This is a genomic window from Allobosea sp. Leaf344 (assembly GCF_001426225.1).
Lineage (GTDB): Bacteria > Pseudomonadota > Alphaproteobacteria > Rhizobiales > Beijerinckiaceae > Allobosea.
This window is the reverse complement of sequence record NZ_LMRT01000014.1, coordinates 480,821-506,358: the sequence shown is the minus strand read 5'-3', so window position 1 is coordinate 506,358 and position 25,538 is coordinate 480,821. Positions and strand designations below refer to the sequence as shown.

The 25,538-nt window shown below is 66.9% G+C and carries 25 protein-coding genes; 2 read left to right on the top strand and 23 right to left on the bottom strand.

The window, feature by feature from the left end:
- Window positions 1–34 precede the first annotated feature (34 nt).
- The 22 genes from ASG72_RS14310 to ASG72_RS14205 form a co-directional block, all read right to left on the bottom strand.
- A complete protein-coding gene (locus ASG72_RS14310; RefSeq protein WP_082540353.1) occupies window positions 35–3,937 on the bottom strand; it encodes a S8 family serine peptidase in 3,903 nt (1,300 codons plus the stop codon).
- 531 nt (window positions 3,938–4,468) lie between these two features.
- On the bottom strand, window positions 4,469–4,699 hold the full coding sequence (locus ASG72_RS14305) for a DUF1467 family protein (protein ID WP_056713325.1): 231 nt from the start codon (window positions 4,697–4,699) through the stop codon (window positions 4,469–4,471).
- On the bottom strand, window positions 4,696–5,088 hold the full coding sequence (locus ASG72_RS14300) for a RidA family protein (RefSeq protein ID WP_056713323.1): 393 nt from the start codon (window positions 5,086–5,088) through the stop codon (window positions 4,696–4,698). Before ASG72_RS14300 ends, ASG72_RS14305 begins: the two co-directional genes overlap by 4 nt.
- Window positions 5,085–5,489 carry a methylmalonyl-CoA epimerase gene (mce, locus tag ASG72_RS14295; protein WP_056713321.1) on the bottom strand — a complete coding sequence of 135 codons (405 nt, stop codon included), beginning with the start codon at window positions 5,487–5,489 and terminating at the stop codon, window positions 5,085–5,087. Before mce ends, ASG72_RS14300 begins: the two co-directional genes overlap by 4 nt.
- 87 nt (window positions 5,490–5,576) lie before the next feature.
- Window positions 5,577–7,247, bottom strand: a complete 1,671-nt coding sequence (locus ASG72_RS14290; RefSeq protein ID WP_156395973.1) for a ribonuclease J — start codon at window positions 7,245–7,247, stop codon at window positions 5,577–5,579.
- Window positions 7,248–7,367: 120 nt separating this feature from the next.
- The gene (locus ASG72_RS14285) at window positions 7,368–8,126 is read right to left on the bottom strand and encodes a biotin--[acetyl-CoA-carboxylase] ligase (protein ID WP_056713320.1); all 759 of its coding nucleotides are present in this window, start codon (window positions 8,124–8,126) and stop codon (window positions 7,368–7,370) included.
- A 28-nt stretch (window positions 8,127–8,154) separates the two neighbouring features.
- Window positions 8,155–9,582, bottom strand: a complete 1,428-nt coding sequence (gene nuoN / locus ASG72_RS14280; protein WP_056713318.1) for an NADH-quinone oxidoreductase subunit NuoN — start codon at window positions 9,580–9,582, stop codon at window positions 8,155–8,157.
- A gap of 12 nt (window positions 9,583–9,594) precedes the next feature.
- Window positions 9,595–11,106, bottom strand: a complete 1,512-nt coding sequence (locus ASG72_RS14275) for an NADH-quinone oxidoreductase subunit M (RefSeq protein ID WP_056713317.1) — start codon at window positions 11,104–11,106, stop codon at window positions 9,595–9,597.
- Between the two features lie 4 nt (window positions 11,107–11,110).
- Window positions 11,111–13,222, bottom strand: coding sequence for an NADH-quinone oxidoreductase subunit L (nuoL, locus tag ASG72_RS14270; RefSeq protein ID WP_056713316.1), 2,112 nt, complete (start codon window positions 13,220–13,222; stop codon window positions 11,111–11,113).
- A 25-nt stretch (window positions 13,223–13,247) separates the two neighbouring features.
- Entirely contained in the window at window positions 13,248–13,556 is a 309-nt protein-coding gene (gene nuoK, locus ASG72_RS14265) for an NADH-quinone oxidoreductase subunit NuoK (RefSeq protein WP_056713315.1), read from the bottom strand.
- Complete coding sequence (locus ASG72_RS14260) at window positions 13,553–14,176, bottom strand: NADH-quinone oxidoreductase subunit J (RefSeq protein WP_056714716.1); 624 nt, start codon at window positions 14,174–14,176, stop codon at window positions 13,553–13,555. Before ASG72_RS14260 ends, nuoK begins: the two co-directional genes overlap by 4 nt.
- A 157-nt stretch (window positions 14,177–14,333) precedes the next feature.
- Complete coding sequence (gene nuoI, locus ASG72_RS14255; RefSeq protein WP_056713314.1) at window positions 14,334–14,822, bottom strand: NADH-quinone oxidoreductase subunit NuoI; 489 nt, start codon at window positions 14,820–14,822, stop codon at window positions 14,334–14,336.
- A gap of 28 nt (window positions 14,823–14,850) precedes the next feature.
- Window positions 14,851–15,081 carry a hypothetical protein gene (locus ASG72_RS14250; protein ID WP_056713313.1) on the bottom strand — a complete coding sequence of 77 codons (231 nt, stop codon included), beginning with the start codon at window positions 15,079–15,081 and terminating at the stop codon, window positions 14,851–14,853.
- Window positions 15,081–16,100, bottom strand: a complete 1,020-nt coding sequence (nuoH, locus tag ASG72_RS14245; protein WP_056713311.1) for an NADH-quinone oxidoreductase subunit NuoH — start codon at window positions 16,098–16,100, stop codon at window positions 15,081–15,083. Before nuoH ends, ASG72_RS14250 begins: the two co-directional genes overlap by 1 nt.
- 4 nt (window positions 16,101–16,104) lie before the next feature.
- Window positions 16,105–18,168: an NADH-quinone oxidoreductase subunit NuoG gene (nuoG, locus tag ASG72_RS14240; protein WP_056713309.1), complete on the bottom strand. Its 2,064-nt coding sequence runs from the start codon at window positions 18,166–18,168 to the stop codon at window positions 16,105–16,107.
- Between the two features lie 4 nt (window positions 18,169–18,172).
- The gene (nuoF, locus tag ASG72_RS14235; RefSeq protein WP_056713306.1) at window positions 18,173–19,477 is read right to left on the bottom strand and encodes an NADH-quinone oxidoreductase subunit NuoF; all 1,305 of its coding nucleotides are present in this window, start codon (window positions 19,475–19,477) and stop codon (window positions 18,173–18,175) included.
- A gap of 12 nt (window positions 19,478–19,489) precedes the next feature.
- Window positions 19,490–20,476, bottom strand: coding sequence for an NADH-quinone oxidoreductase subunit NuoE (gene nuoE / locus ASG72_RS14230; RefSeq protein WP_056713305.1), 987 nt, complete (start codon window positions 20,474–20,476; stop codon window positions 19,490–19,492).
- A gap of 148 nt (window positions 20,477–20,624) precedes the next feature.
- Window positions 20,625–21,815 carry an NADH-quinone oxidoreductase subunit D gene (locus ASG72_RS14225; RefSeq protein ID WP_056713303.1) on the bottom strand — a complete coding sequence of 397 codons (1,191 nt, stop codon included), beginning with the start codon at window positions 21,813–21,815 and terminating at the stop codon, window positions 20,625–20,627.
- A 45-nt stretch (window positions 21,816–21,860) separates the two neighbouring features.
- A complete protein-coding gene (locus ASG72_RS14220; RefSeq protein WP_056713301.1) occupies window positions 21,861–22,220 on the bottom strand; it encodes a four helix bundle protein in 360 nt (119 codons plus the stop codon).
- 50 nt (window positions 22,221–22,270) lie between these two features.
- A complete protein-coding gene (locus ASG72_RS14215; protein WP_056713298.1) occupies window positions 22,271–22,873 on the bottom strand; it encodes an NADH-quinone oxidoreductase subunit C in 603 nt (200 codons plus the stop codon).
- Between the two features lie 145 nt (window positions 22,874–23,018).
- The gene (locus tag ASG72_RS14210) at window positions 23,019–23,603 is read right to left on the bottom strand and encodes an NADH-quinone oxidoreductase subunit B (RefSeq protein ID WP_056714712.1); all 585 of its coding nucleotides are present in this window, start codon (window positions 23,601–23,603) and stop codon (window positions 23,019–23,021) included.
- 65 nt (window positions 23,604–23,668) lie between these two features.
- Window positions 23,669–24,034 (bottom strand): NADH-quinone oxidoreductase subunit A, encoded by a 366-nt coding sequence (locus ASG72_RS14205; protein WP_156396018.1) that lies wholly within the window; start codon window positions 24,032–24,034, stop codon window positions 23,669–23,671.
- Window positions 24,035–24,329: 295 nt separating this feature from the next.
- Here ASG72_RS14205 and ASG72_RS14200 point away from each other — a divergent pair, with 295 nt between their 5' ends.
- Window positions 24,330–24,647, top strand: coding sequence for an HdeA/HdeB family chaperone (locus ASG72_RS14200; protein ID WP_056713294.1), 318 nt, complete (start codon window positions 24,330–24,332; stop codon window positions 24,645–24,647).
- Between the two features lie 3 nt (window positions 24,648–24,650).
- Entirely contained in the window at window positions 24,651–25,307 is a 657-nt protein-coding gene (locus ASG72_RS14195) for a hypothetical protein (RefSeq protein WP_156395971.1), read from the top strand.
- A gap of 10 nt (window positions 25,308–25,317) precedes the next feature.
- On the opposite strand, the gene ASG72_RS14190 is transcribed toward ASG72_RS14195, so the two are convergent.
- Entirely contained in the window at window positions 25,318–25,527 is a 210-nt protein-coding gene (locus ASG72_RS14190) for a hypothetical protein (protein WP_056713291.1), read from the bottom strand.
- Between the last annotated feature and the right edge of the window lie 11 nt (window positions 25,528–25,538).

The following is a 25,538-nucleotide window of genomic DNA, read 5'->3' as shown; positions in this document are numbered from 1 at the left end:
CCCCGGCGAGGCGTCCCGCCCGGCCGCGGGCGGCTCACCAGCGATAGGTCAGGCTGCCCTTGCCGGTATGCTCGAAGCTGTTCTTGCCGAATTGCCCGGCATAGGTGACGGCCATGGTGACGTTGCGGCCGAGCTTCAGATCGATTCCCGCCTCCGTCACCAGCGCCTGCCGGTCGAGCGGCGCGCCGCTGCTCCTGAACGGCGTGCCGCCGCTGAAGGCGAGCAGCGAGGCCGGGGTGAGGTCGCCGTAATTGCGGCGGTAGCCGACGAGCCCACGCAGCGCCATCGGCTGCCCCAGCCCGAGATCGAGCCGCGCCTCGGCCTTGACCCCGAGGGTGACGTCGCCGAGATCGGTGGTGTTGGCATAGCTCGTCAGCGCGGCCGGTCCACCCCGCTCGGTATAGCGGTCGCTGCGGATCTGGGTGTAGCCGAGGCCGAGATAGGGCTGGACATAGGCGAGCGTCAGCTCGGTCCCGGACGCGCCCGGCAGCGCCAGGCGCTGGTCGATGGCGACCTTATAGCCGAACTCGCCGAAGCCGACGAAGCTGGCGCTGCGGCCCTTGCTCGTCAGGCTGTTGAAGAAGCCGGGGAAGGCGACGCTGCGCTTTGCCGTCGTGCGGTTGTCGCTGTAGACGCCGCCGAATTGCAGCGCGACGGGACCGATCTCATAGCCGCCATAGAGCGAGGCGAAGGGGCTCGAAATATCGGCCGTCGGCCCGTTATGGGCGCTGCGCAGCTTGGTCTCGGCCAGGCCGGCTGCGGCGCCGAGCTTCAGCCCATTGTCGAGCAGACCGTCGGCACCGACGACGAAGCCGGCGACATGATGCGTGCCGGCAGCGACCTCCGCCGTCGCCCCCGTCCGGCCATAGGTGCCGAAGCCCTGGCCCCAGAGCCCGTAGCGGCTGGGCTGCGGCAGCGGCATCGCGACCGGCTGCGGCGCATCGCCCGAATCGAGCGCGGCATAGGCGCCGCCGACCGATCCCGCGCCGGCGGGAATGCCGGACCCGCCTGAGCTGCTCGACCAGCGGCTGCGGCCGGACAATGTCTCGCGGATGAAGACCGCCGTCGCCGCCTGGCTGCTCGTGACCGTGGCCGAGGTCTCGTCTGCGAGCGCGCGGAAAGCGGTGCGGGCCGAGGCCGCGTCGGGCAGCGTCAGCACCGCTTCGAAGACGGGGTTGCCCGGCCCGAGCGACTCGACCGCGCTGCCGGCACGGCGCTGATTGCCGCTCTGCCCGACCGAGATGAAGCTGGTCTCGCTGCGCTCCATGGTCAGCCCGACGCTCTGGCCGGTATAGTCGAGGATGGGATTGAGGAAGACGAAGCCAGGCGTCGCGCCGTCGAACCTGCCGCGGACCCCGCCCTCGGCTGAGAGGATGGTGTAGCGCCGGCCGAGCACGGACCAGGCCTGGTGCAGGTTGAGCAGCGCCGGGCTGTTCTCGATCGACACGGTGACGAGGCCGCCGCTGAGGCTCGCCGCGCCGGCGGTAGCGATGCGGTCGCCGCGGCCGTCGCGCGCGATCTCGACGCGATAGGTCGCGCCCGCGGCGAAGCCGACGGGCCCGCCGACGGTCAAGGTGCCGATCGAATTGCCCGGCGCGATCACCGAGCCGGACAGAGCGGCGAGCGAGCCCAGCGTGCCGGACCCCGAGAGCAGGCCGGCGGCGCCGATCGTCACGTCCCCGGCCCGGCCGTTGATGACCGCCATGGCGCCGGAATCGGCGGCGACGGCCCCGACCTGCCCACCGATCAGCGCCGAGCCGCCCGCGCTCGCGGTGACGTTGCCGGCGACACCGTTGATGATGGCGCTGCCGCCATTGGCCGCGACGTCGCCGGCCCGCCCGTCGATGGTCGCCTTGCCGCCCGCGCTCGCGGTCACGGCCCCGGCGCGTCCGGTGATCGTGGCGGTGCCGCCGCCACCGGCGGCGACGTTTCCGACCTGCCCGCCGACCAGCACCGAGCCGCCCGCGCTGGCGCTCACGTCACCGGCCTGACCGTTGATCACCGCGCTGCCACCGGTGGCGGTGACGTTGCCGGCTCGCCCGCCGATCAGCACCGAACCTCCGGCCGTCGCGGTCACCGTGTCCGACCGGCCGTTGATGATCGCGCTGCCGCCGCTGGCGGTGACGTCGCCCGAGCGCCCGCCGATCTCGACCGCGCCGCCCGCACTGGCGATCACGTCGCCCGACTGGCCGTTGATCACGGCGCTGCCGCCACTGGCGGTGACATCGCCGACACGGCCGTCGACGACGACGGAGCCGCCGGTCTCGGCCGTGACTTTGCCGGCCCGGCCCCCGATCGTCGCCGAACCGCCCTTGCGCACCGTGACGGCGGCCGCGGTCGCGCCGGTCTCGACCACGAAGGATCCGCCTTGCGTCCCGACATCCTGGTAGCGCGTCGTCGGGTTGACGAAGGACAGACCGATGCCGGACCCGTCGACCGTGGTGTCGGAGGTGATGGACCCCTTCAGGACGAGCTGCCCGCCGCGCACCCAGGTGCTGCCGCTGTAGCTGTTGCGGCCGGCCAGGACCAGGGTGCCGTCGCCGCGCTTTTCGAGGCTGCCGACATAGGTCTCGCCCGTCAGAGGGTCGAGCCCGCGCGTGGCCATGGCCGAAGCCCGGGCGGCGAGAGCGCTGTCGACCAGCGCGGCGCGGGCGCTGTTGGAGCGGGCCGCCAGATTCTTCTGCTCGGCCTTGTCGTCGGCCTCGCGGCTGCGGATGGCGACGTCGGAAATATTGTTGGCGTAGACATCGACCCCGCCGGCGCCGATATGCGGCGTGAAATGGCCGAAGAACTGGCCGGGCCCGTCCATCGCCCGCCGCAGATTGATGGTCCCCCAGCCCGCCGTGCGGTCAGGGACCTGGATCTGCGCGCCGGTGCCGAATTTATCGGCGGAGGTGAGCATGGTGTAGAGCGCCTGCTCGCCCGTCATATAGGGGAAGCGCTCCATCACCAGCGCCAGAGCTCCGGTCGCATGCGGCGCCGCCATCGAGGTGCCGCTGAGATTCTTGTAGTCGACGCTGGCCGCCGTCGAATTGATGTTGTGGCCGGGCGCCGTGATGCACCACCATTTGGCCATGCCGCATTGGTTGAACTCCGTCATCTGGCCATTCTGCTTATGGGCCGCGACGGCCAGCCAGCCGCCTTCGAGATCGGGACGGAAATAGGGAACGAAGGCGCGGGTCGAGGGGTTGTCGGCACCCGCATTGCCGCCGGCGAAGACCATGACGGCGCCGCTCTTGCGGGTCTCCATCGCCGCGTCGAGCCACGTCTTCGTCCGTGTCAGCGGCAGGAAGGCGTCGGTGAGCCCCGCGAGACTGTCGTAATTGTCGCCGACCGGCGGGTTGCCCCAGCTCGAATTGATGGCCCGGACACCTCTCGCCGCCAGATTGCCATAGGCCGCCTTGAAGTAGTTGTAGTCGGCATTGACGCCGTAGCGATAGGCGTCGGTGCCGTTGGTGTTGCTCTGAAGCAGCGTCGCGCCGAAGGCGACGCCATGCATGCCGCTGCCGTTGCGGTCGGCGACCATGATGCCGGCGACATGCGTGCCGTGATCGTCGTTGACGCCACGGATATAGCTGCCGGGCACGGAAAACGCCGTTCCGCCCTCATAGGTCCCGTTCGTCGGAGAGTATTTCCAGCCATCGGCGGCATAGATACCGCTCGTCGTCACCGGCCGGACATTGTCGCGCAGGTCGGGATGGTATGTGAGGGCGCCGGAGTCGACGCTGCCGATCAGCACGCCCTTGCCGGTGATGCCGCGCGCATAGGCATATTCGGCGCGCATCGCGGCCAGGCCCCAATCCTTCAGGAATTCCGGCGTCTTCCAGTCCGCGGGATCGCTCGAGCCGGGCGGATCGGCAAAAGCGGGATCGCCCATGACGATAATTTGCGTCAGCAAAGCAATGAGTGTTACCCCGCGCGCAAATGATGTATTCATGAGCGAAATTCCTGAATTACTGGCGTAAATCGTGTTGATATTATCCGAATCCGATCTCTATTCGGTCAGATAACCGCCATATTCAGGGCCTAGGACATATGACGACGCGATGCAACTTGTTTTCGTTGCGTCATTGTCGCGTATTATCTAGTTTTTATAGATTTTAAACTAATATAATGATGAACTTACTTCAGTAATGTCCCCCGTCGGTCAGCCGGCGCTGCGTTTGCGGTTCTGCTGGTGGGTGAGCGTTGTCCGAGCCTTTGCCGACGCCTTGAGCCGGCTCAGCGCTTGCGAGCTGCAAGCAGCGGGAGCTTGGGATGAAGACGCTGGCCGCGGGCGAACCGGCCGCGCTCTGTCACGCTTGGGACGGCGAGCGGCCGGCCGGGCGGATGCGGCGGCGAGGGTCCGGACGAATTCGGTGAGCCCGATCCGCCAGCAAGCGACGGCCGGCAAGGCGCGGATGGCGAGAGGCGGACGGCTCCGCCGCGATCCAAAACACAGAGCTCGGGGCGGCCCGGCCCAAAGGCTTCAGAGGTCGAACGTCGCCCAGACGTACCAGACCAGGAGGAAGACCAGCGCCGCGATCACGGAGGTGATGGCCGCCTTGCGCAGCAGCCCCGGCAGGACGGGGGCGCCCGGCTCGGTGCCGTCGATCACCAGCCCCTCCTCGGCCTGGCTGCGCACGCCGAAGGGCAGCACCACGAACAGGACCGTCCACCAGATGACGAAGTACAGGGCCAGCCCGCCGACGACCGTCATCGATCCTCTCCCGCGAGCGCGATGCAGGAGAAGGCGACGCGGGCCTCGGTCGGCACGCCGAAGCGGGCCGTGTGCCTCGCCGGCAGGCCATTGGGAAAGTGCTTCACATATTCAGCGTTGCAGGCGGCGTAATCGGCGGGATCGGTGATCAGCATGGTCGCCTGCACGATGCGATCGAGGCCGCTGCCCGCCTCCTGCAGGATCTTCTCGATATGGGCGAGCGCGTTGCGGACCTCCTCGGCCGGGCTGTCGCCGCGAAACACGCCGCGCGCCGGGTCATGCGGCGCGGAATGGCCGGAGACGAAGATCAGCCCGCCGGCACGGGTCGCGGCGCTGAAGGGACGCGGCGAACCGGCCTCGGGACGGCCGAAGAAGTCGATCTCGCTCATGCCTGCTCAAGCTCGACCAGCGTGCCGCAGAAATCCTTGGGGTGCAGGAACAGCACGGGCTTGCCATGCGCGCCGATGCGCGGCTCGCCCGAGCCTAGCACCCGCGCCCCCTGGGCCTTCAACCGGTCGCGCGCCGCCAGGATGTCGTCGACCTCGTAGCAGATATGATGGATGCCGCCATCCGCGTTGCGCTCCAGGAATTTCGCGATCGGCGACTCCGCGCCGAGCGGCTCCAGCAGCTCGACCTTGGTGTTGGGCAGCTCGACGAAGACCACGGTGACGCCATGCTCGGGCTGTGGCAGGGGCTGGGAGACCCGCGCGCCGAGCGTGTCCCGGTAGAGCGCCGTGGAGGCGGCGAGGTCCCTGACCGCGATGGCGACATGGTTGAGGCGACCGATCATGGAAACTCCTGGGCGGGCAATCGGGCTCGGCAGCCGCGCTGAAGCGGCCGGCAGAGGGGCCGACCGCGCAGACTGCCGATCCCTCTACTAAACCTCAATCACCAGCGCATGCACCAGCGGCTTCTTGCCCCACTCCTCGTTCACGGCGCTGCGCAACCCGCGCTCGAGCGCGTTGCGCAGCGCCTCGGGGTCGCGCCGGCGGGCCTTGGGGACATTGTCGAGGAGCTCGCTGACCGCTTCCGCGACATATTCGTCGAAATCCGAGCCGTCGCGGGTGCGCGGCGGGAGGCCGAGCACGGCGATCTCCGGATCGCCGGCGAGCCCACCCTTCTCGTCGATCGCCACGGCGACCGAGATCATCCCGGCGAAGGAGAGCTTGCGGCGCTCCTGGATCGTCTTGTCCAGCGCGTTCACCAGCAGATTGCCGTCCTGGTAGAGCCGGCCATGGGGCGCTTCGTCGATCTTGCGCGCGCCCTCGGCGGCGATCTGCACGATATCGCCATTGCCGGGCCTGATCACCTGCTTCACGCCGAGGCCGCGCGCGAATTTCTCATGCTCGCTCAGATGCAGATCCTCGCCATGGGCCGGGATCGCGATCTGCGGCTTGAGCCAGCCATAGAGCCGCGCCATCTCCTCGCGGCGGGGATGGCCCGAGACATGCACGAGATGCGTGCGGTCGGTGATGATCTCGATATTGTCGCGGGCCAGCGCGTTGAGGATGTTGCCCACCGCCTTCTCGTTGCCCGGGATGGTGCGCGAGGAGAAGATTACCCGGTCGCCGGGAGAGAGCGCGATCTCGGGGTGATCGTCGGAGGCGATGCGCGAAAGCGCGGCGCGCGGCTCGCCCTGGCTGCCGGTGAGCAGGGCCACCACCTTGTCGCGCGGCAGATAGCCATAGGTGTCGGCCGAGCGGAAAGCGGGAATGCCGTCGAGATAGCCGCATTCGCGCGCCACGTCGATGACGCGGTCCATGGCGCGGCCGACCACCACGACCTCGCGCTGATTGGCCATCGCCGCCTCTGCCACCGCGCGCAGCCGGGCGACATTGGAGGCGAAGGTGGTGACGGCGACGCGGCCGGGGGCGGAATGAACGAGCTCGCTCAGCTTCGCCGCGACATCGCTCTCGCTCGGGCTGGTGCCGTCGCGCATGACGTTGGTTGAATCGCAGATCAGGGCGAGCACGCCCTCCTCGCCCAGTTCGCGCAGACGCTTCTCGTCGGTCGGAATGCCGACGCCCGGCGTCGGGTCGATCTTCCAGTCACCGCTATGAACGACGAGGCCGGCCGGCGTGCGGATCGCCAGCGCGTTCGACTCGGGGATGGAATGGGCGACCGGCACGAATTCGATGTCGAAGGGGCCGAGCTGCACCCGCCCGCCCTGGGGCACGATGTTCATCGGGACTTTCGGCGCGCCGGGCTCCGAGAGCCGGCGGGTGCCGAGCAGGCCGGCGGCGAAGCGCGTGCAATAGACGGGGGCGCGCAGCGAGGGCCACAGCGCGGCGAGCGCGCCGATATGATCCTCATGGGCGTGGGTGATGACGATGCCGAGGAGATTGGCGCGCTCCTCGATGATGTAGCGGAGGTCGGGCAGGACGATGTCGACGCCGGGCACATCGGCGCCGGCGAAGGACAGGCCGCAATCGACCAGGATCCATTTCCGCCGCCCCTCCGGGCCATAGCCGTAGAGGGCGGCATTCATGCCGATCTCGCCGAGGCCGCCGAGCGGAACGAAAACGAGTTGGTCCTGGGAACGAGGCACTGCTGATCCTGTCAGTTTCGGGAGGGGCGCATCGTTGCGCGGGTTTTGAGCCGGAGCCCTATCACGCCAGCCGCCCGCGCTCCAGAGCGGCGGTGCCGGCCGCAGCGGCCGCGCACCGCTTCAGCCGACGGGGGTGAAGAACAGATCGCCGGCATCGAAGCTGCGGGTTCCGCCCGTGGTCCGCAGCAGCAGCCTGCCGTTCGCGTCGAGCCCGACGAAGACCCCGCTGACGGCGCCCTCCGGCGGGCGGATGGTGATCGTCTCGCCCAGGAAGGCGGCCCGCGCCAGCCATTCCTCCCGCAGTTGCGCGAAGCCGCCCGGGCCGCGCCAATCGCTCAGCCGCTTCAGCATCGCCGCGCTCAGCGCATCCAGCGCCGCCTCGACGGTGACGCCGGGGGCATGCGCCTGGAGGTAGCTCGCGGGATAGGGCGTGCCCTGGGCGCAGGAGGCGATGTTGATGCCGAGCCCGATGATGACGCTGAACACCCCTGCCCGGCTCTCGCCCTCGAGCAGCAGCCCCGAGCATTTCGCCCGGTCGATCAGCAGGTCGTTCGGCCATTTCAGCGCCAGCCTGGGCGGCGCCAGCCCGGTCAGCCTGGCCGCGGCGTCATGCAGCGCCAGGCTCGCGACGAAGGAGAGCTGAGGCGCCTGCGGCGGCTCGCAGGGCGCGACCAGCAGCAGGCTGGAATAGAGATTGCCCGGCGGCGAGCCCCATTGCCGTCCATGGCGGCCCCGCCCCGCCTCCTGGCTGCGCGCCACGATCCAGAGCTTACCGGGATCCCCTTGTTCGAGGGCGCGGCGCGCCTCGTCCATTGTCGAGCCGACGGCGTCGCGGACGATCAGGCGGTAGCCGGCGGCGCGGACGGATTCGGCCAGCATGCCGCGCGAGACCGGGTTCCCGCCCGGATCAGAACAGGGATTTCGCCGCCGCGGCGGCGGAGTCGAACAGCGGAGCCGGGACCAGCGACAGCACCAGCACGAAGATCGCCGAGACCAGCAGCACGGCGCGCGTGCCGACATCGCCACGCTCGAAGGCCGGCTTCGCCTCGTCGAAATAGATGATCTTGACCAGGCGCAGATAGTAATAGGCGCCGATCACGCTGGTCACCACGCCGACGACCGCGAGCGTGTAGAGCTTGGCGTCGATGGCGGCGAGAAAGACGTAGAACTTCGCCCAGAACCCGGCGAGCGGCGGAATGCCGGCCAGCGAAAACATCATCATCGACAGCGCGAAGGCCATCCAGGGATTGGTGCGCGAGAGCCCGGCCAATTCGCCGATCTCCTCCACCGCCTTGCCGTCGCGCCGCATCATCAGCACGCAGGCGAAGGCGCCGAGCGTGGTGGCGAGATAGATCGCCATATAGACCATCACGCCCTGGACGCCGGAGGCGGTGCCGGCGGCCAGGCCGACCAGCGCATAGCCCATATTGGCGATCGAGGAATAGGCGAGCAGCCGCTTGATGTTGGTCTGCCCGATCGCCGCGAAGGCGCCGAGCGCCATGGAGGCGATCGAGATGAAGATCACGATCTGCTGCCATTCATGCAGCGCGCCGGGAAAGGCGGAGATGAAGATGCGGGTCATCATCGCCATCGCGGCCATTTTCGGCGCGGCGGCGAAGAAGGCGGCGACCGGCGTCGGCGCACCCTCATAGACGTCCGGCGTCCACATATGGAACGGCACGGCGGAGATCTTGAAGGCGATGCCGGCCGAGATGAAGACGATGCCGAAGATCAGCCCGAGCCCGACCTTGCCGCCGGCGACCGCGGCGGCGATGCCGGCATAATTGACGGTGCCGGTGAAGCCATAGACCAAGGAGGAGCCGTAGAGCAGCATGCCGGAGGAGAGCGCGCCGAGGACGAAATATTTCAGCCCGGCCTCGGTCGACCTGGCATTGTCGCGGTCGAAGGCGGCGACGACATAGAGCGCCAGCGACTGCAGCTCGAGCCCGACATAGAGGCTGATCAGGTCGTTGGCCGAGATCATCATCATCATGCCGATGGTGGCGAGCACGACGAGGATCGGGAATTCGAAGCGCATCGAGCCGTCGCGCCGCAGCGTGTCCGAGGACAGGATGATGGCGGCAGCGGCGCCGACCAGCGTCAACGCCTTCATGAAGCGGCCGAAACCATCGGCCACGAAGCCGTTGTTGAAGGTCAACAGCCGGCCATCGGCCGAGAGGATCACCACCAGCGCGACCGCGAACAGGACCAGCGCCGCGCCTTCGAGCAGGCGCGTCGCCCGCTCGCCGCGGATGGCGCCGACCAGCACCATCGCGATGGCGCCGAGCGCGAGGATGATTTCCGGCAGAGCCGGGCCGAGAGCGGGTACGGTCATGGGGGAGCGACCTTAATTGACCGCCATCATCGCCGTTTTCGCGGCGGTGAGGGCAGCCTGATAATTCCGGATGAGCGCTTCCGTCGGTGCGGCGAAGGCGTCGAGGATGGTGCCGGGGCGAATGCCGTACCAGACCGTCAGCAGGACGAGCGGGATCAGGATCGCCATTTCGCGGCGGTCGAGATCGGCGATGCCCTTGAGCTCCGGCTTGACGAGCTCGCCGAACATCACCCGGCGGTAGAGCCACAGCGCATAGGCGGCCGAGAGGATCACGCCCGAGGTGGCGATGAAGGCGACCCAGGGATTGGCCTTGAAGGCGCCCATCAGCGTCAGGAACTCGCCGACGAAGCCGGCCGTGCCGGGCAGCCCGACATTGGCCATGGTGAAGACCATGAAGATCACGGCATAGACCGGCATGCGGTTGACGAGGCCGCCATAGGCCGCGATCTCGCGCGTATGCATGCGGTCATAGACCACGCCGACGCAGAGGAAGAGCGCGCCGGAGACCAGCCCGTGGCTGACCATCTGGAACATGGCGCCCTGGATGCCCTGCGGCGTCAAGGTGAACAGGCCCATCGTGACGAAGCCCATATGCGCCACGGAGGAATAGGCGATGAGCTTCTTGATGTCCTCCTGCATCAGCGCCACCAGCGAGGTGTAGACGATGGCGACGACGGAGAGCGCGAAGACGAAGGGCGCGAAATATTGCGAGGCTTCCGGGAACATCGGGATGGAGAAACGGATGAAGCCGTAGCCGCCCATCTTCAGGAGGATCGCCGCCAGCACGACCGAGCCGGCGGTCGGCGCCTCGACATGCGCGTCCGGCAGCCAGGTGTGGACGGGCCACATCGGCATCTTCACCGCGAAGGAGGCGAAGAAGGCGAGCCACAGCCAGGTCTGCATGCCCGACGGGAATTTATGGGCGAGCAGCGTCGGAATGTCGGTGGTGCCGGCGTTCCAGTACATCGCCATCAGCGCCAGTAGCATCAGCACCGAGCCGAGCAGCGTGTAGAGGAAGAATTTATAGGAGGCGTAGACGCGCCGCTTGCCGCCCCAGATCCCGATGATCAGGAACATCGGGATCAGGCCCGCCTCGAAGAACAGGTAGAACAGCACGAGGTCGAGCGCCGCGAAGACGCCGATCATCAGCGTCTCCAGGATCAGGAAGGCGACCATGTACTCCCTGACCCGCTTCGTGACCGACTGCCAGGACGCCAGGATGCAGAACGGCATCAGGAAGGCGGTCAGCACGATGAAGGGGAAGGAGAACCCGTCGACGCCGAGCTTGAACTTGATCGCGTCGGAGACCCAGCCATGGGTCTCGACCATCTGAAAGCCGGGATTGGCCGCGTCGAACCGGCTCCAGGCGACCAGAGCGAGCACGAAGGTCGCGATGGTCGTCGCCAGCGCGGCGTAGCGGGCATTGGAATCGACGGATGCCTGGTCGCCGCGCTGGGCGAGGATGAAGGCCGCGCCGACCAGCGGCAGGACGAGCAGGCCTGTGAGGATACCGAAGCCGAACATCATCTCACCCGCGGGCCAGGAGGTACCACGTCACCAGGGCCGCGACCCCGACGAGCATGGCGAAGGCATAGTGATAGAGATAGCCGGTCTGCAGCCGGACCACCCGGTTGGTGACGTCGACGACGCGCGCCGAGACGCCATCCGGCCCCAGCCCGTCGATGACCATGCCGTCGCCCTTCTTCCAGAAGAAGCGGCCGAGCCACATCGACGGACGCACGAAGAGCACGTCGTAGAGCTCGTCGAAATACCATTTGTTCAAGAGGAATTTGTAGAGAGCCGGGTTGGCGGCGGCGAGGCGCACTGGCATGTCGGGCCGCAGCACATAGAAATACACCGCCAGCGCGAAGCCGATCAGCATGGCGATGAAGGGCGAGGCGATCACCCAGCCCGGCACCTCGTGCATCTCGTGCAGGATGTGGTTGTCCTTGCCGGTGAACAGCGCCGCCTTCCAGAAGCTCTCGTAATTATGGCCGATGAAGGCCTCCTTGAAGGCGAAGCCGGCCGCCACGGCGCCGAGCGAGAGCACGGCGAGCGGTACCAGCATGACCAGCGGGCTCTCATGCGGCTTCAGCTCGTGGTGACCATGGTCATGCTCATGGGCGCCGGGCCCGTCCTCATGCGCCGGGGGATCGCGATCGGGATGGCCGGTGACCGCCGAATCCGCATGGGCATGGGCATGGGCTGCATGGGCATGGGCCGCATGGGTCTGGTGCGCGTGGTCGGCATGGCCGTGATCATCATGGCCATGAGAATGGCCGGCCCAGCGCGGCTTGCCCTCGAAGGTCATGAAATACAGCCGCCAGGAATAGAAGGAGGTCATGCAGGCCGCGACCACCAGCAGCACGAAGGCATAGGTCCCCGCGAAGCCCTTATGCGCGACCGAGGCATAGGCGCTCTCGATGATCGCATCCTTGGAGAAATAGCCGGCGAAAAGCGGGAATCCGGTCAGGGCCAGCGTGCCGATGGTCATCGCCGCCGCGGTCAGCGGGATGTGCCGGCGCAGCCCGCCCATATTCCGCATGTCCTGCTCATGATGCATGGCGTGAATGACGGAGCCAGCGCCCAAAAACAGCAGCGCCTTGAAGAAGGCGTGGGTGAAGAGGTGGAAGATGCCGGCGGAATAGGCCCCGACGCCGAGCGCAACGAACATGTAGCCGAGCTGCGAACAGGTGGAATAGGCGATCACGCGCTTGATGTCGTTCTGAACCAGCCCGACCGTCGCGGCGAAGAAGGCCGTGGTCGCGCCGATGATGATGACGACGGTCAGCGCGTTCGGCGCGAATTCGAAAATCGGCGACAGGCGCGCCACCATGAAGACGCCGGCCGTGACCATGGTCGCGGCATGGATCAGCGCCGAGACCGGCGTCGGCCCCTCCATCGCATCCGGCAGCCAGGTGTGCAGCAGGAATTGCGCCGATTTGCCCATGGCGCCCATGAACAGCAGCAGCGCCGCCAGCGTCATCGCGTTCCACTCATAACCGAGGAAGCGGAAGCTCTGCGTCGCGAGATCGCCGACCCGCGGGAAGATCCCGTCGAAGCCGACCGAGCCGAACAGCACGAAGACGAGGAAGATGCCGAGCGCGAAGCCGAAATCGCCGACCCGGTTGACGATGAAGGCCTTCATCGCCGCCGCGTTGGCCGAGGGCTTCTGATACCAGAAGCCGATCAGCAGATAGGAGGCGAGACCGACGCCCTCCCAGCCGAAGAACATCTGGACCAGATTGTCCGAGGTCACCAGCATCAGCATCGCGAAGGTGAACAGCGAGAGATAGGCGAAGAAGCGCGGCCGATGCGGATCCTCGTGCATGTAGCCGATGGAGTAGAGATGCACGAGCGACGAGACCGTGTTGACCACGACCAGCATCACCACCGTCAGCGTGTCGATGCGGAAGGCCCAATCGACCCTGAGATCGCCGGAGGCCATCCAAGTGGCGACCTGGACGCGCGTCGTTCCGGCGCCGAAGCCGACATTGAAGAAGGCGATCCAGGAGAGGACCGCGGAGACCACGAGGAGCGAGGTGGTGACGATTTCCGATCCGCGCGCGCCGATCAGCCGGCCGAACAGGCCGGCGATCAGGAAGCCGATCAAGGGGAGGAAGACGATCGCGTGATACATGGGCCGGATCCGGGCGTCGTGACGCTCAGCCTTTCATCATGTTGATGTCTTCCACCGCGATCGTGCCGCGGTTGCGGAAGTAGACGACGAGAATGGCGAGGCCGATCGCGGCTTCCGCCGCGGCGACCGTCAGGACCAGCAGCGCGAAGACCTGGCCGACGATGTCGTTCAGGAAGCTGGAAAAGGCCACGAAGTTGAGGTTGACCGAGAGCAGGATCAGCTCGACCGACATCAGGATGACGATGACGTTCTTGCGGTTGATGAAGATGCCGAGCACGCCGAGCGTGAACAGGATCGCGGCGACCGCGAGATAATGGCCCAATCCGATCATCAGACCGTCTCCTCCGGAATGCCGGCATGCGAGGCGACCTTGCGGACCTCCATCGCGGTGTCCTTGGTGCGGGCGTTCTGCTGGTTGATGTCCTGGCGCTTGACGCCGGGACGCTCGCGCAGGGTCAGCACGATCGCGCCGATCATGGCGACGAGCAGCACCAGCCCGGCCGCCTGGAAGTAATAGACATATTGCGTGTAGAGCACCTGCCCGAGCGCGGCCGTGTTGCTGAGCGTGCCGGAAATCGGCGCGACGGGGGCCCGCACGATCTGCGGGTCGATCACCCAGGCGCCGACAACGACCAGCAGCTCGACCGCGAAGATCAGCCCGACCAGCGCGCCGATCGGCAGATATTGCAGAAAGCCCTGGCGAAACTCGGCGAAATCGACGTCGAGCATCATCACCACGAAGAGGAAGAGCACGGCGACTGCGCCGACATAGACGACGATCAGCAGCATCGCCAGGAATTCGGCGCCGAGCAGCAGGAACAGCCCCGCCGCATTGACGAAGGCGAGGATCAGGAACAGCACCGAATGAACCGGATTGCGCGATGCGACCACCATCACCGCCGAGGCGATGGTGATGCTCGAAAATAGATAGAAGAAAGCCGCTGCGGCGTTCATCTCGGTCAGCCCTTCCACCCTCGCGGGTGGCCCTCGTTGAAACGCGTCCGACTCTCGGCCGGGCGCCGTTGGGTGCGTCTATAAGCGGGCGAGTGGCGCGTTGCGAGTGGCGAATGCAGAGGTTTCACCCGCCATTCGCTTGTCGCAACGCGCCGCCTCAGCGATACGGCGCGTCCATCGCGATGTTGCGCGCGATCTCGCGCTCCCACCGCGCCCCGTTCTCGAGCAGCCGCTCCTTGTCGAAGAACAGCTCCTCGCGGGTCTCGGTGGCGAATTCGAAATTCGGCCCCTCGACGATCGCATCGACCGGGCAGGCCTCCTGGCAGAAGCCGCAATAGATGCATTTCGTCATGTCGATGTCGTAGCGCGTGGTGCGGCGCGTGCCGTCATTGCGGCGCGGCCCGGCCTCGATGGTGATGGCCTGCGCCGGGCAGATGGCCTCGCAGAGCTTGCAGGCGATGCACCGCTCCTCGCCATTGGGATAGCGGCGCAAGGCGTGCTCGCCGCGGAAGCGCGGGCTCTGCGGATTCTTCTCGAAGGGATAGTTGATCGTCGCCTTCGGCTTGAAGAAATAGCGCATCGACAGGGCGAAGGCCGAGACGAACTCCTTGAGGAGCAGGCTCTTGGCGGCTTGCGCGAGTGTCATCGCAGGGCAATCCTCTTCTTCATCCGTCTCAGCCGAACAGGGCCCGGCCGACAAAAAACCCGACGACCGGCATGGCGCCGACCGTCATCAGCAGCAGGACCGCCTGCAGGATGCGGATGCGGCGGGCATAATCGGCCCGCTCCTCATCGCTCTGCGAACGATCCGTCCGGCGCAGCGCCGCGACGACGGCGCCGGAGATCACGCGATATTCCAGCAGGCCGAGCGCGAAGCCGATCAGGGCTCCGACCAGGCCCGCCATCAGCGCACCGGCCCCCAGCCCGTGAGCTGCAGCACGAAGGCGACCACCACCACCGAGACCAGCGAGAGCGGCAGGAAGACCTTCCAGCCCAGGCGCATCAGCTGGTCGTAGCGGTAGCGCGGCACGAAAGCCTTCACCATGGCGAACATGAAGAAGACCGCGCACATCTTGAAGGCGAACCAGAACACGCCGGGAAGCCAGGTGAAGGGCGCGACCGGCACCGGCGGCAGCCAGCCGCCGAGGAACAGGATCGTGGTCAGCGCGCACATGGTCATGATCGCCACGTATTCGCCGAGCATGAACAGCAGATAGGGGGTGGAGGAATATTCCACCATGTAGCCGGCCACCAGCTCCGACTCCGCCTCGGGCAGGTCGAAGGGCGGGCGGTTGGTCTCGGCCAGGGCCGAGATGAAGAAGATCACGAACATCGGGAAGAGCGGCAGCCAGTACCAGCCGAACAGCCCGGCCCTGGTGTTCTGCGCCTCGACGATCGCCGACAGGTTCAGCGAACCGACGCAGAGCAGAACGGTGATGATCACGAAGCCGATCGAGACCTCGTAGGACACCATCTGCGCCGCCGAGCGCAGCGCGCCCATGAAGGGGTATTTCGAGTTCGACGCCCAGCCGGCCATGATCACGCCATAGATGCCGAGCGAGGAGATGGCGAGGATGTAGAGGATGCCGACATTGATGTCGGCGATCGCCCAGCCTTCCGCCACCGGGATGACCGCCCAGGCCGAGAGCGACAGCAGGCAGGTGACCAGTGGCGCCAGCAGGAACACGCCCTTATTCGCGCCGGAGGGGATGATCGGCTCCTTGAAGGCGAATTTCAGCAGGTCCGCGAAGCTCTGGAACAGGCCGAAGGGGCCGACCACGTTCGGCCCGCGCCGCAGCTGCACCGCCGCCCAGATCTTGCGGTCGGCGAGCAGGATATAGGCGATGAAGACCAGCAGGCAGGCGATGAGCAGGAAGCTCTTGCCCAGCATGATCAGGAGGGAGAGGACGATATCCCAGTTCATGGCCTTACTCCGCCGCCTGCCGCAGCCGGCCCGAGGCCAGCGCCGAACATTCGGCCATCACCGCGGATGCCCGCGCGATCGGGTTCGTCTGGTAGAAATCGGCGATCGGCGAGACGAAGCCCGCCCTGTCGGTCGTGCCGCCGAGCGAGGCGAGCCCCGACAGGCCGGCGGCATCGGCCGGCTGCACCGTGTCGAGCGCCGCGAAATGCGGATGCGCCGCATAGAGCGCCTTGCGCAGCCCGGCCAGCGTGTCGAAGGGCAGGGTCTTGCCCAGCGCCGCCGAGAGCGCCCGCAGGATCGCCCAATCCTCGCGCGCATCGCCGGGCGCGAAGGTGGCGCGCTCGGTCATCTGCACCCTGCCCTCGGTATTGACGAAGGTCGCGGATTTCTCGGTATAGGCCGCGCCCGGCAGGATGACGTCGGCGCGATGCGCGCCGCGGTCGCCATGCGTGCCCTGATAGACCACGAAGGCGCCGGCCGGCACCTCGATCTCGTCGGCCCCGAGCAGGAACAGCAGATCGAGCGCGCCGGGCGCGATCATCCCCGCCACGTCGAGCCCGCTCTCGCCCGGCACGAAGCCGAGATCGAGCGCACCGACGCGCGCCGCGGCGGTGTGCAGCACGCCGAAGGCGTTCCAGCCGGCGGTGCCGGCGCCGAGCGCATCGGCCGCCTTGGCCGCCAGTGAGAGGATGGCCTCGCCATCGGCGCGGGCCAGCGCCCCCTGCCCGACCAGCACCAGCGGCCGGGCGATGTCGCCCTTGGCGCCCTTGACCAGCTCGGCCAGGGAATCCGGCCCGGCACCGAGATAATCATAGGCATAGGTCAGGTCGGCCTGCTCGCCGACGAGCTGCACCTTGAAGCCGCCGCGCAGCCAGCGCTTGCGGATGCGGGCATTGAGGATCGGCGCTTCCTTGCGCGGATTGGCGCCGATGATCAGCAGCGAATCCGCCTCCTCGATGCCGGCGATGCCGGCGTTGAGGAGATAGGAGGCGCGGCCATGCCGCGGATGCAGCCTGCTGCCATCCTGCCGGCAATCGGTGTTGGCGCTGCCGAGCGCCGCCATCAGCTGCTGCAGCGCGTAGATTTCCTCCACCGAGGCGAGGTCGCCGGCGATGGCGCCGATGCGCTCGGGGCGTGCGGCCTGGACCTTGGCGGCGATCGTCGCGAAGGCCTCGGCCCAGCTCGCCGGGCGCAGGCTGCCATTCTCGCGGATATAGGGCCGGTCGAGCCGCTGGGTGCGCAGCCCATCGACGACATGGCGGGTCTTGTCCGAGATCCACTCCTCGTTCACCGCCTCGTTGACGCGCGGCAGGATGCGCATCACCTCGCGGCCGCGCGCATCGACGCGGATGGCCGAGCCGACGGCGTCCATCACGTCGATCGACTGCGTCTTGGAGAGCTCCCAGGGCCGCGCCTTGTTCTGATAGGGCTTCGAGGTCAGCGCGCCAACCGGGCAGAGATCGACGACATTGCCCTGCAGCTCGGAGGTCATCGCCTGTTCGAGATAGGTGGTGATCTCCATATCCTCGCCGCGGCCGATGGCGCCGAGATCCTGCCCGCCCGCGACCTCCGTAGTGAAGCGGACGCAGCGCGTGCACTGGATGCAGCGCGTCATCGAGGTCTTCACCAGCGGGCCGATATATTTGTCCTCGACCGCGCGCTTGTTCTCGGAATAGCGCGAGGTGTCGACGCCATAGGCCATTGCCTGGTCCTGCAGGTCGCACTCGCCGCCCTGGTCGCAGATCGGGCAATCCAGCGGGTGGTTGATCAGGAGGAACTCCATCACCCCCTCGCGCGCCTTCTTGACCATGGGCGACTTGGTCAGCACCACCGGCGGCTCGCCGTTCGGGCCGGGGCGCAGATCGCGCACGCCGATGGCGCAGGAGGCCTGCGGCTTGGGCGGGCCGCCCTTCACCTCGACCAGGCACATCCGGCAATTGCCGGCGATGGAGAGCCGCTCGTGGAAGCAGAAGCGCGGCACCTCGGCGCCCGCGGCCTCGCAGGCCTGGAGCACGGTGTAGTCGGCGGGGACGTCGACCTCGATGCCGTCGATGAGAAGTTTGGTCATGCTGTCACTCCGCCGCCATCAGACGCACCGGCTCGGAGTGCGGGTTGGCGGAATACTCGTCGATGCGCTTTTCGATCTCGTGACGGAAATGCGCGATCAGCCCCTGGATCGGCCAGGCGGCGGCGTCGCCCAGCGCGCAGATGGTGTGGCCCTCGATCTGCTTGGTGACGTCGAGCAGCATGTCGATCTCGCGCTTCTGCGCCCTGCCCTCGGCCATGCGGGTCATCACCCGCCACATCCAGCCCGTGCCCTCGCGGCAGGGGGTGCACTGGCCGCAGCTCTCATGCTTGTAGAAATAGCTGATGCGGGCGATGGCGCGGACGATGTCGGTGGATTTGTCCATGACGATCACGGCCGCGGTGCCGAGGCCGGATTTCAGCTTCGACAGCGAGTCGAAATCCATCGGCGTGTCGATGATCTGCTCGGCCGGGACCATGCGCACCGAGGAGCCGCCGGGGATCACCGCCATGAGATTGTCCCAGCCGCCGCGCACGCCGCCGCAATGGCGGTCGATCAGCTCGCGGAAGGGGATGCCCATCACCTCTTCGACATTGCACGGCTTGTTCACATGGCCGGAGACGCAGAACAGCTTCGTGCCGACATTGTTCGGGTTGCCGAGCGAGGAGAACCAGCTCGCGCCGCGGCGCAGGATGGTCGGCGCGACCGCGATCGATTCGACGTTGTTGACCGTGGTCGGGCAGCCATAGAGCCCGACATTGGCGGGGAAAGGCGGCTTCAGCCGCGGCATGCCCTTCTTGCCTTCCAGGCTTTCGAGCAGGGCCGTCTCCTCGCCGCAGATATAGGCGCCGGCGCCGTGATGGACATAGAGCTCGAAGGGATAGCCGTGCTTGTTGTTCTGGCCGATCAGATTGGCGTCATAGGCCTCGTCGACGGCGCGCTGCAGCGCCTCGCGCTCGCGGATATATTCGCCGCGGATGTAGATATAGGCGGCGTTGGCGCCCATCGCGAAGGAGGCGATCAGGCAGCCCTCGATCAGCGTATGCGGATCGTTGCGCATGATCTCGCGATCCTTGCAGGTGCCCGGCTCCGATTCATCGGCATTGACGACGAGGTAGCTCGGCCGGCCATCGCTGACCTTGGGCATGAAGGACCATTTCAGCCCGGTCGGAAAGCCGGCGCCGCCACGGCCGCGCAGCCCCGACTTCTTCATCTCGTCGATGATCCAGTCGCGGCCCTGCTCGAGCAGGAATTTGGTGCCGTCCCAGGCGCCGCGCGCCATGGCGCCCTTCAGCGACAGATCGTGCCGGCCGTAGAGATTCGTGAAGATACGATCGCGATCTGCGAGCATGTCAGTCCTGCCTCACTTGACCGGCTTGTCGCCACCGCGGGCGGCGTCGGAGCTGGTTGCATCGGGCTTGCCCTGATCGGGCCTGCCTTCGGCGGATGGAGTATCCTGCGCCGCGCTGCTCGGCTGTCCGGGCTCCGACGGCTTCGGGCGGCCGGCCGCAGCCGTCTCCGTCGCAGGCTTGGTCGCGGCGGCGGGGGTGGCGTCGGTCTTATGAGCGTCGGTCTTGGGCGAGTCCGTCTTGGGAGCGTCCGCCTTGGGGGCGGCCGCGCCGGCCTCGGCCTTCTTGGCCTCCGCCTCGGCCGCGGCCTTGGCGGCAGCGGCTTCCGCCGCGGCCTGGCGCTGCTCGGTCACGCGCTTCTGCCAGTCGCCCGCACCGATCACCGTGCCGTCATAGAGCGCCGGATCCTTCAGCGTCTCGCCGCCGCCTTCGGGTTCGGAGCCGGAGCGCCCGATCTGCGAGCCGGTCTTCACCGGGCGGCCCTGGCGCAGATCATCCAGCAGGGTCCTGAAATTCTCCGGCGTCAGATCCTCGTAATAGTCGAAATTGATCTGTGCCATCGGCGCATTGCAGCAGGCGCCCAGGCATTCCACCTCGAGCCATGAGAGTTTTCCGTCGGCACTGACCGTGGATTGCGGGCCGATCACATCCTCGCAGACCTTCTTCAGCGCCTCGGCGCCGCGCAAGGCGCAGGGCGTGGTGCCGCAGAGCTGGACGAAATGCTCGCCCACCGGCTGCAGGTTGAACATGGTGTAGAAGGTCGCGATCTCCATGACCCGCATCGGGGCCATGTCGAGCTTGCGCGCCACCGCCTCGATCGCGGCGCGCGGGACCCAGCCATGATGCTGCTCCTGCGCCTTCCACAGCAGCGGGATCACGGCCGAGGCCTGGCGTCCCGGCGGGTATTTCGCGATCTGCTGGTCGGCCCAATTCTCGTTCGCCGCGTCGAAGGCGAAGGAGGCGGGCTGGACGTGATCGGGGGCGAGACGACGGACGGACATCAGGATACCTGAGGCGAATGGCGAGTGGCGAGTGGCGAATGGCGAACGGGGGTGAGCGGCGTGCACGGCCTTGGCAGCGACACGGCGAGCCGCGGCAGGGCTATCACAGCCCATTCGCCATTCGCCACTCGCCACGCGCGCGACAGCGTCACCGGTCGACCTCCCCGAAAACGATGTCGAGCGAGCCGAGGATGGCGGAGACGTCTGCCAGCATGTGCTTGCGGCACATGAAGTCCATCGCCTGGAGATGGGCGAAGCCCGGGGCCTTGAGCTTGACGCGATAGGGCTTGTTGGTGCCGTCCGAGACGAGATAGACGCCGAATTCGCCCTTGGGCGCCTCGACCGCGGCGTAGACCTCGCCCTCCGGGACCTTGAAGCCCTCGGTATAGAGCTTGAAATGGTGGATCAGCGCTTCCATCGAGCGCTTCATCTCGCCGCGTTTGGGCGGCACCATCTTGCCGTCCAGCGCCGAGATCGGCCCGCCGCCATCCGGCCCCAGCAGCTTGGCGCAGCATTGCTGCATGATGCGCACCGATTGCCGCATCTCTTCCATGCGGATGCAGTAGCGGTCGTAGCAATCGCCGTTCTTGCCGATCGGGATGTCGAAATCCATCTCCTCATAGCATTCATAGGGCTGCGATTTGCGCAGATCCCAGGGTGCGCCGGAGCCGCGCACCATCACCCCCGAAAACCCCCATTTCCAGCAGGTATCGAGATCGACCACGCCGATATCGACATTACGCTGCTTGAAGATGCGGTTGTCGGTCAGCAGCCCCTCGAGATCGTCGCAGACCTTCAGGAAGGGCTCGCACCATTCCGCGATGTCGTGGATCAGCGAGGTCGGCAGATCCTGATGGACGCCGCCGGGCCGGAAATAGGCGGCGTGCATGCGCGAGCCGGAGGCGCGCTCATAGAACACCATCAGCTTTTCGCGCTCCTCGAACCCCCAGAGCGGCGGCGTCAGCGCGCCGACATCCATCGCCTGGGTGGTGACGTTGAGGAGATGGGAGAGGATGCGGCCGATCTCGGAATAGAGCACGCGGATCAGCTGGCCGCGGCGCGGGACGCTCACGCCCATCAGCTTCTCGACCGCGAGGCACCAGGCATGCTCCTGGTTCATCGGCGCGACATAGTCGAGCCGGTCGAAATAGGGCAGCGCCTGCAGATAGGTCTTCGCCTCGATCAGCTTCTCGGTGCCGCGATGCAGCAGGCCGATATGCGGATCGACCCGCTCGACGATCTCGCCGTCGAGTTCGAGCACCAGGCGCAGCACGCCATGCGCAGCCGGGTGCTGGGGCCCGAAATTGATGCTGAAATTGCGGATGTTGTGTTCGGTCATGTCAGGCTTTGCCTCTGGCAATGGGCAGTCGGCAGTCGGCAGTCGCTAGACGTCCAGAGAGCGAATGAGCGCGCGCAGCATCTTGCCGACAGCCTCCGTCTTGGACAGCAGACCGGCCGTTTCCTCCTCGCCGACCATACCGACCCGACATGCGATCAGCGCGTGAGTCTCGAGCTCCTTGACCGAACCCTGCGCGATGCGCAGAAACTGCTGATAGGCTCCCGCACTCTCGCGACCATAGCCCTCGGCGATATTGGCTGGGATCGAGACGCAGGCTCTGCGCATCTGCGAGGTCAGTCCGAACATCTCGTCCCGCGGAAACAGCTTCGTAACCCGGTAGACCAATTCGGCCAAGGCCATCGCCTCCTGCCAGACGCGCAGATCCCGGTACGATCGGATGCTCATCGCCCAACCCCGGTCGCGTCCCGACTGCCGACTGACGACTGCCCACTGCCTCAGACCTTCGCTTTTTCATCGCCCGGAAGGACATAATCCGTGCCTTCCCAAGGGCTCAAGAAATCAAAATTCCGGAATTCCTGATTGAGCCTGACCGGCTCGTAGACGACGCGCTTCTGCTCGTCGTCATAGCGGACTTCGACATAGCCGGTCAGCGGGAAGTCCTTGCGCAGCGGATAGCCCTCGAAGCCGTAATCGGTGAGGATGCGGCGCAGATCCGGGTGGTTCGAGAAGAGGATGCCGTAGAAATCATAGGCCTCGCGCTCGTACCAGTTCGCCGCCGGGAAGACGTCGATCACCGAGGGGACCGGTGTCGCCTCGTCGGTCTGGACCTTCACCCGGATACGGCGGTTATGGCGCGGCGACAGCAGATGGTAGACGACGTCGAAACGCTTCTCACGGCCGGGGTAATCGGCGCCGGCGATGTCGGTGAAGTTGACGAAGCGGAAGCGCGGATCGTCCCTCAGCGTCTCCAGGACGCCCGGGATCGCAGCCGCCTCGGCCAGGATCGTCAATTCGCCATAGGCGACGACGGCGTCCGTGACGGCGCCCGGCAGCGCCGCCTTGATCTCTTCGCCGAGGGTCACGAGCACGTCGCTCATCGCTAATCCACCACGTCCTACTAGGCTTCGGCGCGAGCCAGCCCTCAATCCGACCATAGTCGGAGCCTTCGCGCGGAACCCGTTCGCGGGCTCCAGGCTCCCAGCTTCGCCCGCCCCGGGCGATGCTCACCCCCGGGCGAGGGTCCTATCGCTCGATCGTCCCGGTCCGCCGGATCTTCTTCTGCAGCAGCAGGACGCCATAGAGCAGCGCTTCCGCCGTGGGCGGGCAGCCCGGCACATAGATGTCGATCGGCACGATGCGGTCGCAGCCCCTCACGACCGAATAGCTGTAATGATAATAGCCTCCGCCATTGGCGCAGGAGCCCATCGAGATGACGTAGCGCGGCTCCGGCATCTGGTCATAGACCTTGCGCAGGGCCGGAGCCATCTTGTTGGTCAGCGTGCCCGCCACGATCATCACATCGGATTGGCGCGGGCTGGCGCGGGGCGCGAAGCCGAAACGCTCGACATCGTACCGCGGCATCGACAGCTGCATCATCTCGACCGCGCAGCAGGCCAGGCCGAAGGTCATCCACATCAGCGAGCCGGTCCGGGCCCAGTTGATCAGGTCGTCGGTGGCGGTGACGAGAAAACCCTTGTCCGCCAGCTCGTTGTTCATCTCCAGGAAGAACGGATCACGCGCGCCGAGCGGCTGCCCGTCGGGACCCAGCAGGCCTTTCGGCGCAGGTGCGACGAGCGGATTGCCGCGGTCGATCGCTGTAACTGCCATCATCGAACCCTTGTGAACCAATTCCCGTGAGATAGGAATTCAAGACCCGCGTCGGGATGGGACGATTAGTCCCACTCCAGCGCGCCCTTGCGCCATTCATAAACGAAACCGACGGTCAGAACGCCGAGAAAGATCATCATCGACCAGAAACCGTACCAGCCCAGGGTGCCGAAGGCGACCGCCCAGGGGAAGAGGAAGGCGACTTCCAGGTCGAAGATGATGAACAGGATGGCGACGAGATAGAAGCGCACGTCGAACTTCATGCGCGCATCGTCGAAGGCGTTGAAGCCGCATTCATAGGCGGAGAGCTTTTCCGCATCCGGCCGGGAATAGGCGATCAGGAAGGGCGCGACCAGCAAGGCGAGGCCAATGAATCCCGATACGCCGATGAAGATGGCGAGCGGCAGGTAATCATTGAGCAGGGACGGCACCTGGAGGGTCTGCATGAGGTCTTCCCCTCTTCCCGCGGCCGGGCGTCGGCGCGCTGGTCAGTCGATTATCCCTTGCATTGGAATGAAGCAAGAGTTCGCCGCGCCGCACAATCGGGTAACGGGGTTGATTCAGGCGCAGATGAGCGGGAAATCCGCGCCCTGCCCCGCATCGCTCCGCAACGGCCGGGGCCTTTAGCGGTTTCCCGCGCATTTCGCTGGCCGCGCCGGGCGAGCCGGGACACACTGCGGCCGATTCGAGGCGCGCCCCTTCGGCGCCCCGGCTCCGGAGAAACGCATGGCGCCGCTGTCACGATTCATCCTGGTCCCGGCGATCGCGGCTTGCATATCGGCCATGCCGGCCGGCGCCCAGCAGCTCAACCTGCTGGCCGCGACCTGTGCGGATTTCTCCGGGATGAGCGAGACCGATCGCAGCCAGCTCTCGCTCTGGCTCGCCGGCTATTTCGCGGGCGGCGCGCAGCGGCCCGAGATCGATCTCGGCCGGGTCGCGGCCGCGCCGGCCGCTTTGAGCGAGCTTTGCGCCAAGACACCGCAGGCGCCGCTGATCAGCGCGGAATCGCGCGCCGTCTTCATGCCGGCCACGCCGGCACCCTGAGGCGTGAGGCCTGTCTCCCTGCTTCGCGTGCTGGCCCTGGCCGGCGCCTTCCCGGTCGGCTCGGCCCTGCCCGTCGGCTCGGCCTTCGCGCAGGTGGGCACGACGCAGCTCGCGCCCCTGCCGCCACCCCGGCCCTTCGACCTGGAGCTCCTGGCGACATCGCCGATGCCGGCGATCATCATCCCGCCCCCTGCCCCCGTGGTGCCGCCCGCCTCGTCCGGCGGCCAGCCGCAGCCCGGGCCGGACTCGCCCGCCGTCGCCGAGCCGGAGGAGGATCACGGCCCGGAATGGCGGCAGCTGGCGCCGGGGCAGAAGGCCGGGGCCGAGCCGGATTTCGATCCCGACGAGAAGCCCGAGCGCCCGGGAATCTCGACCGATCCCGGCACCTCGCTCGCCTGCCTGCCCGCCGCGCTCAAAACGGCGCTGGACAAGGTCTCGGCCCGCTTCGGCGCGGTGAAGGTGACCTCGACCTGGCGGCCCGCCTGGCGGGCGCGGCGCGGCTCCTACCACAAGAATTGCGACGCGGTGGATTTCCGTGTGCCCGGTGTGAGGCCACGCCTCGTGCTGGATTTCGCCCGGGCCCTGCCCGGCATCGGCGGCAACAAGGTCTACTGGAACGGCATCCTGCATATCGACACCGGGCCGCATCGGCCCTGGTGAGGGGCGCCCCTCAGGCCCCGCGGGCGCCGCGCAGCGGCTTCAGATCGGCACCGAGACATTGCACGTGCATGTCCCGGACATGCTCCGGCAAATCCTGCTTCGCCAGGGATTTCGCATAGGAGCGGCACGAGGTGAGGTCTTCGACCTGCAGCTCGCGCAGATCATAGAGCACGTCGCCCGTCGTCATCAGATACGAAATCAGCAGCAGGATTTTGACCATTGGCGTGAAGC

Bases quoted from the DNA above. Each gene is read 5' to 3' on its own strand.
- nuoN (WP_056713318.1), bottom strand. From the start codon at position 9,582: ATGACCGTACCCGCTCTCGGCCCGGCTCTGCCGGAAATCATCCTCGCG.
- ASG72_RS14220 (WP_056713301.1), bottom strand. From the start codon at position 22,220: ATGAGCATCCGATCGTACCGGGATCTGCGCGTCTGGCAGGAGGCGATG.
- ASG72_RS14200 (WP_056713294.1), top strand. From the start codon at position 24,330: ATGGCGCCGCTGTCACGATTCATCCTGGTCCCGGCGATCGCGGCTTGC.
- ASG72_RS14210 (WP_056714712.1), bottom strand. From the start codon at position 23,603: ATGGCAGTTACAGCGATCGACCGCGGCAATCCGCTCGTCGCACCTGCG.
- ASG72_RS14300 (WP_056713323.1), bottom strand. From the start codon at position 5,088: ATGAGCGAGATCGACTTCTTCGGCCGTCCCGAGGCCGGTTCGCCGCGT.
- ASG72_RS14190 (WP_056713291.1), bottom strand. From the start codon at position 25,527: ATGGTCAAAATCCTGCTGCTGATTTCGTATCTGATGACGACGGGCGAC.
- ASG72_RS14285 (WP_056713320.1), bottom strand. From the start codon at position 8,126: ATGCTGGCCGAATCCGTCCGCGCCGCCGGCTACCGCCTGATCGTCCGC.
- nuoH (WP_056713311.1), bottom strand. From the start codon at position 16,100: ATGAACTGGGATATCGTCCTCTCCCTCCTGATCATGCTGGGCAAGAGC.
- nuoF (WP_056713306.1), bottom strand. From the start codon at position 19,477: ATGCTCGCAGATCGCGATCGTATCTTCACGAATCTCTACGGCCGGCAC.
- nuoI (WP_056713314.1), bottom strand. From the start codon at position 14,822: ATGACACTCGCGCAAGCCGCCAAGAGCCTGCTCCTCAAGGAGTTCGTC.
- ASG72_RS14275 (WP_056713317.1), bottom strand. From the start codon at position 11,106: ATGTTCGGCTTCGGTATCCTCACAGGCCTGCTCGTCCTGCCGCTGGTC.
- mce (WP_056713321.1), bottom strand. From the start codon at position 5,489: ATGATCGGTCGCCTCAACCATGTCGCCATCGCGGTCAGGGACCTCGCC.
- ASG72_RS14215 (WP_056713298.1), bottom strand. From the start codon at position 22,873: ATGAGCGACGTGCTCGTGACCCTCGGCGAAGAGATCAAGGCGGCGCTG.
- nuoG (WP_056713309.1), bottom strand. From the start codon at position 18,168: ATGACCAAACTTCTCATCGACGGCATCGAGGTCGACGTCCCCGCCGAC.
- ASG72_RS14250 (WP_056713313.1), bottom strand. From the start codon at position 15,081: ATGGCGGGCCTGGTCGGAGCCCTGATCGGCTTCGCGCTCGGCCTGCTG.
- ASG72_RS14305 (WP_056713325.1), bottom strand. From the start codon at position 4,699: ATGACGGTCGTCGGCGGGCTGGCCCTGTACTTCGTCATCTGGTGGACG.
- nuoL (WP_056713316.1), bottom strand. From the start codon at position 13,222: ATGTATCACGCGATCGTCTTCCTCCCCTTGATCGGCTTCCTGATCGCC.
- ASG72_RS14310 (WP_082540353.1), bottom strand. From the start codon at position 3,937: ATGAATACATCATTTGCGCGCGGGGTAACACTCATTGCTTTGCTGACG.
- ASG72_RS14260 (WP_056714716.1), bottom strand. From the start codon at position 14,176: ATGAACGCCGCAGCGGCTTTCTTCTATCTATTTTCGAGCATCACCATC.
- ASG72_RS14225 (WP_056713303.1), bottom strand. From the start codon at position 21,815: ATGACCGAACACAACATCCGCAATTTCAGCATCAATTTCGGGCCCCAG.
- nuoE (WP_056713305.1), bottom strand. From the start codon at position 20,476: ATGTCCGTCCGTCGTCTCGCCCCCGATCACGTCCAGCCCGCCTCCTTC.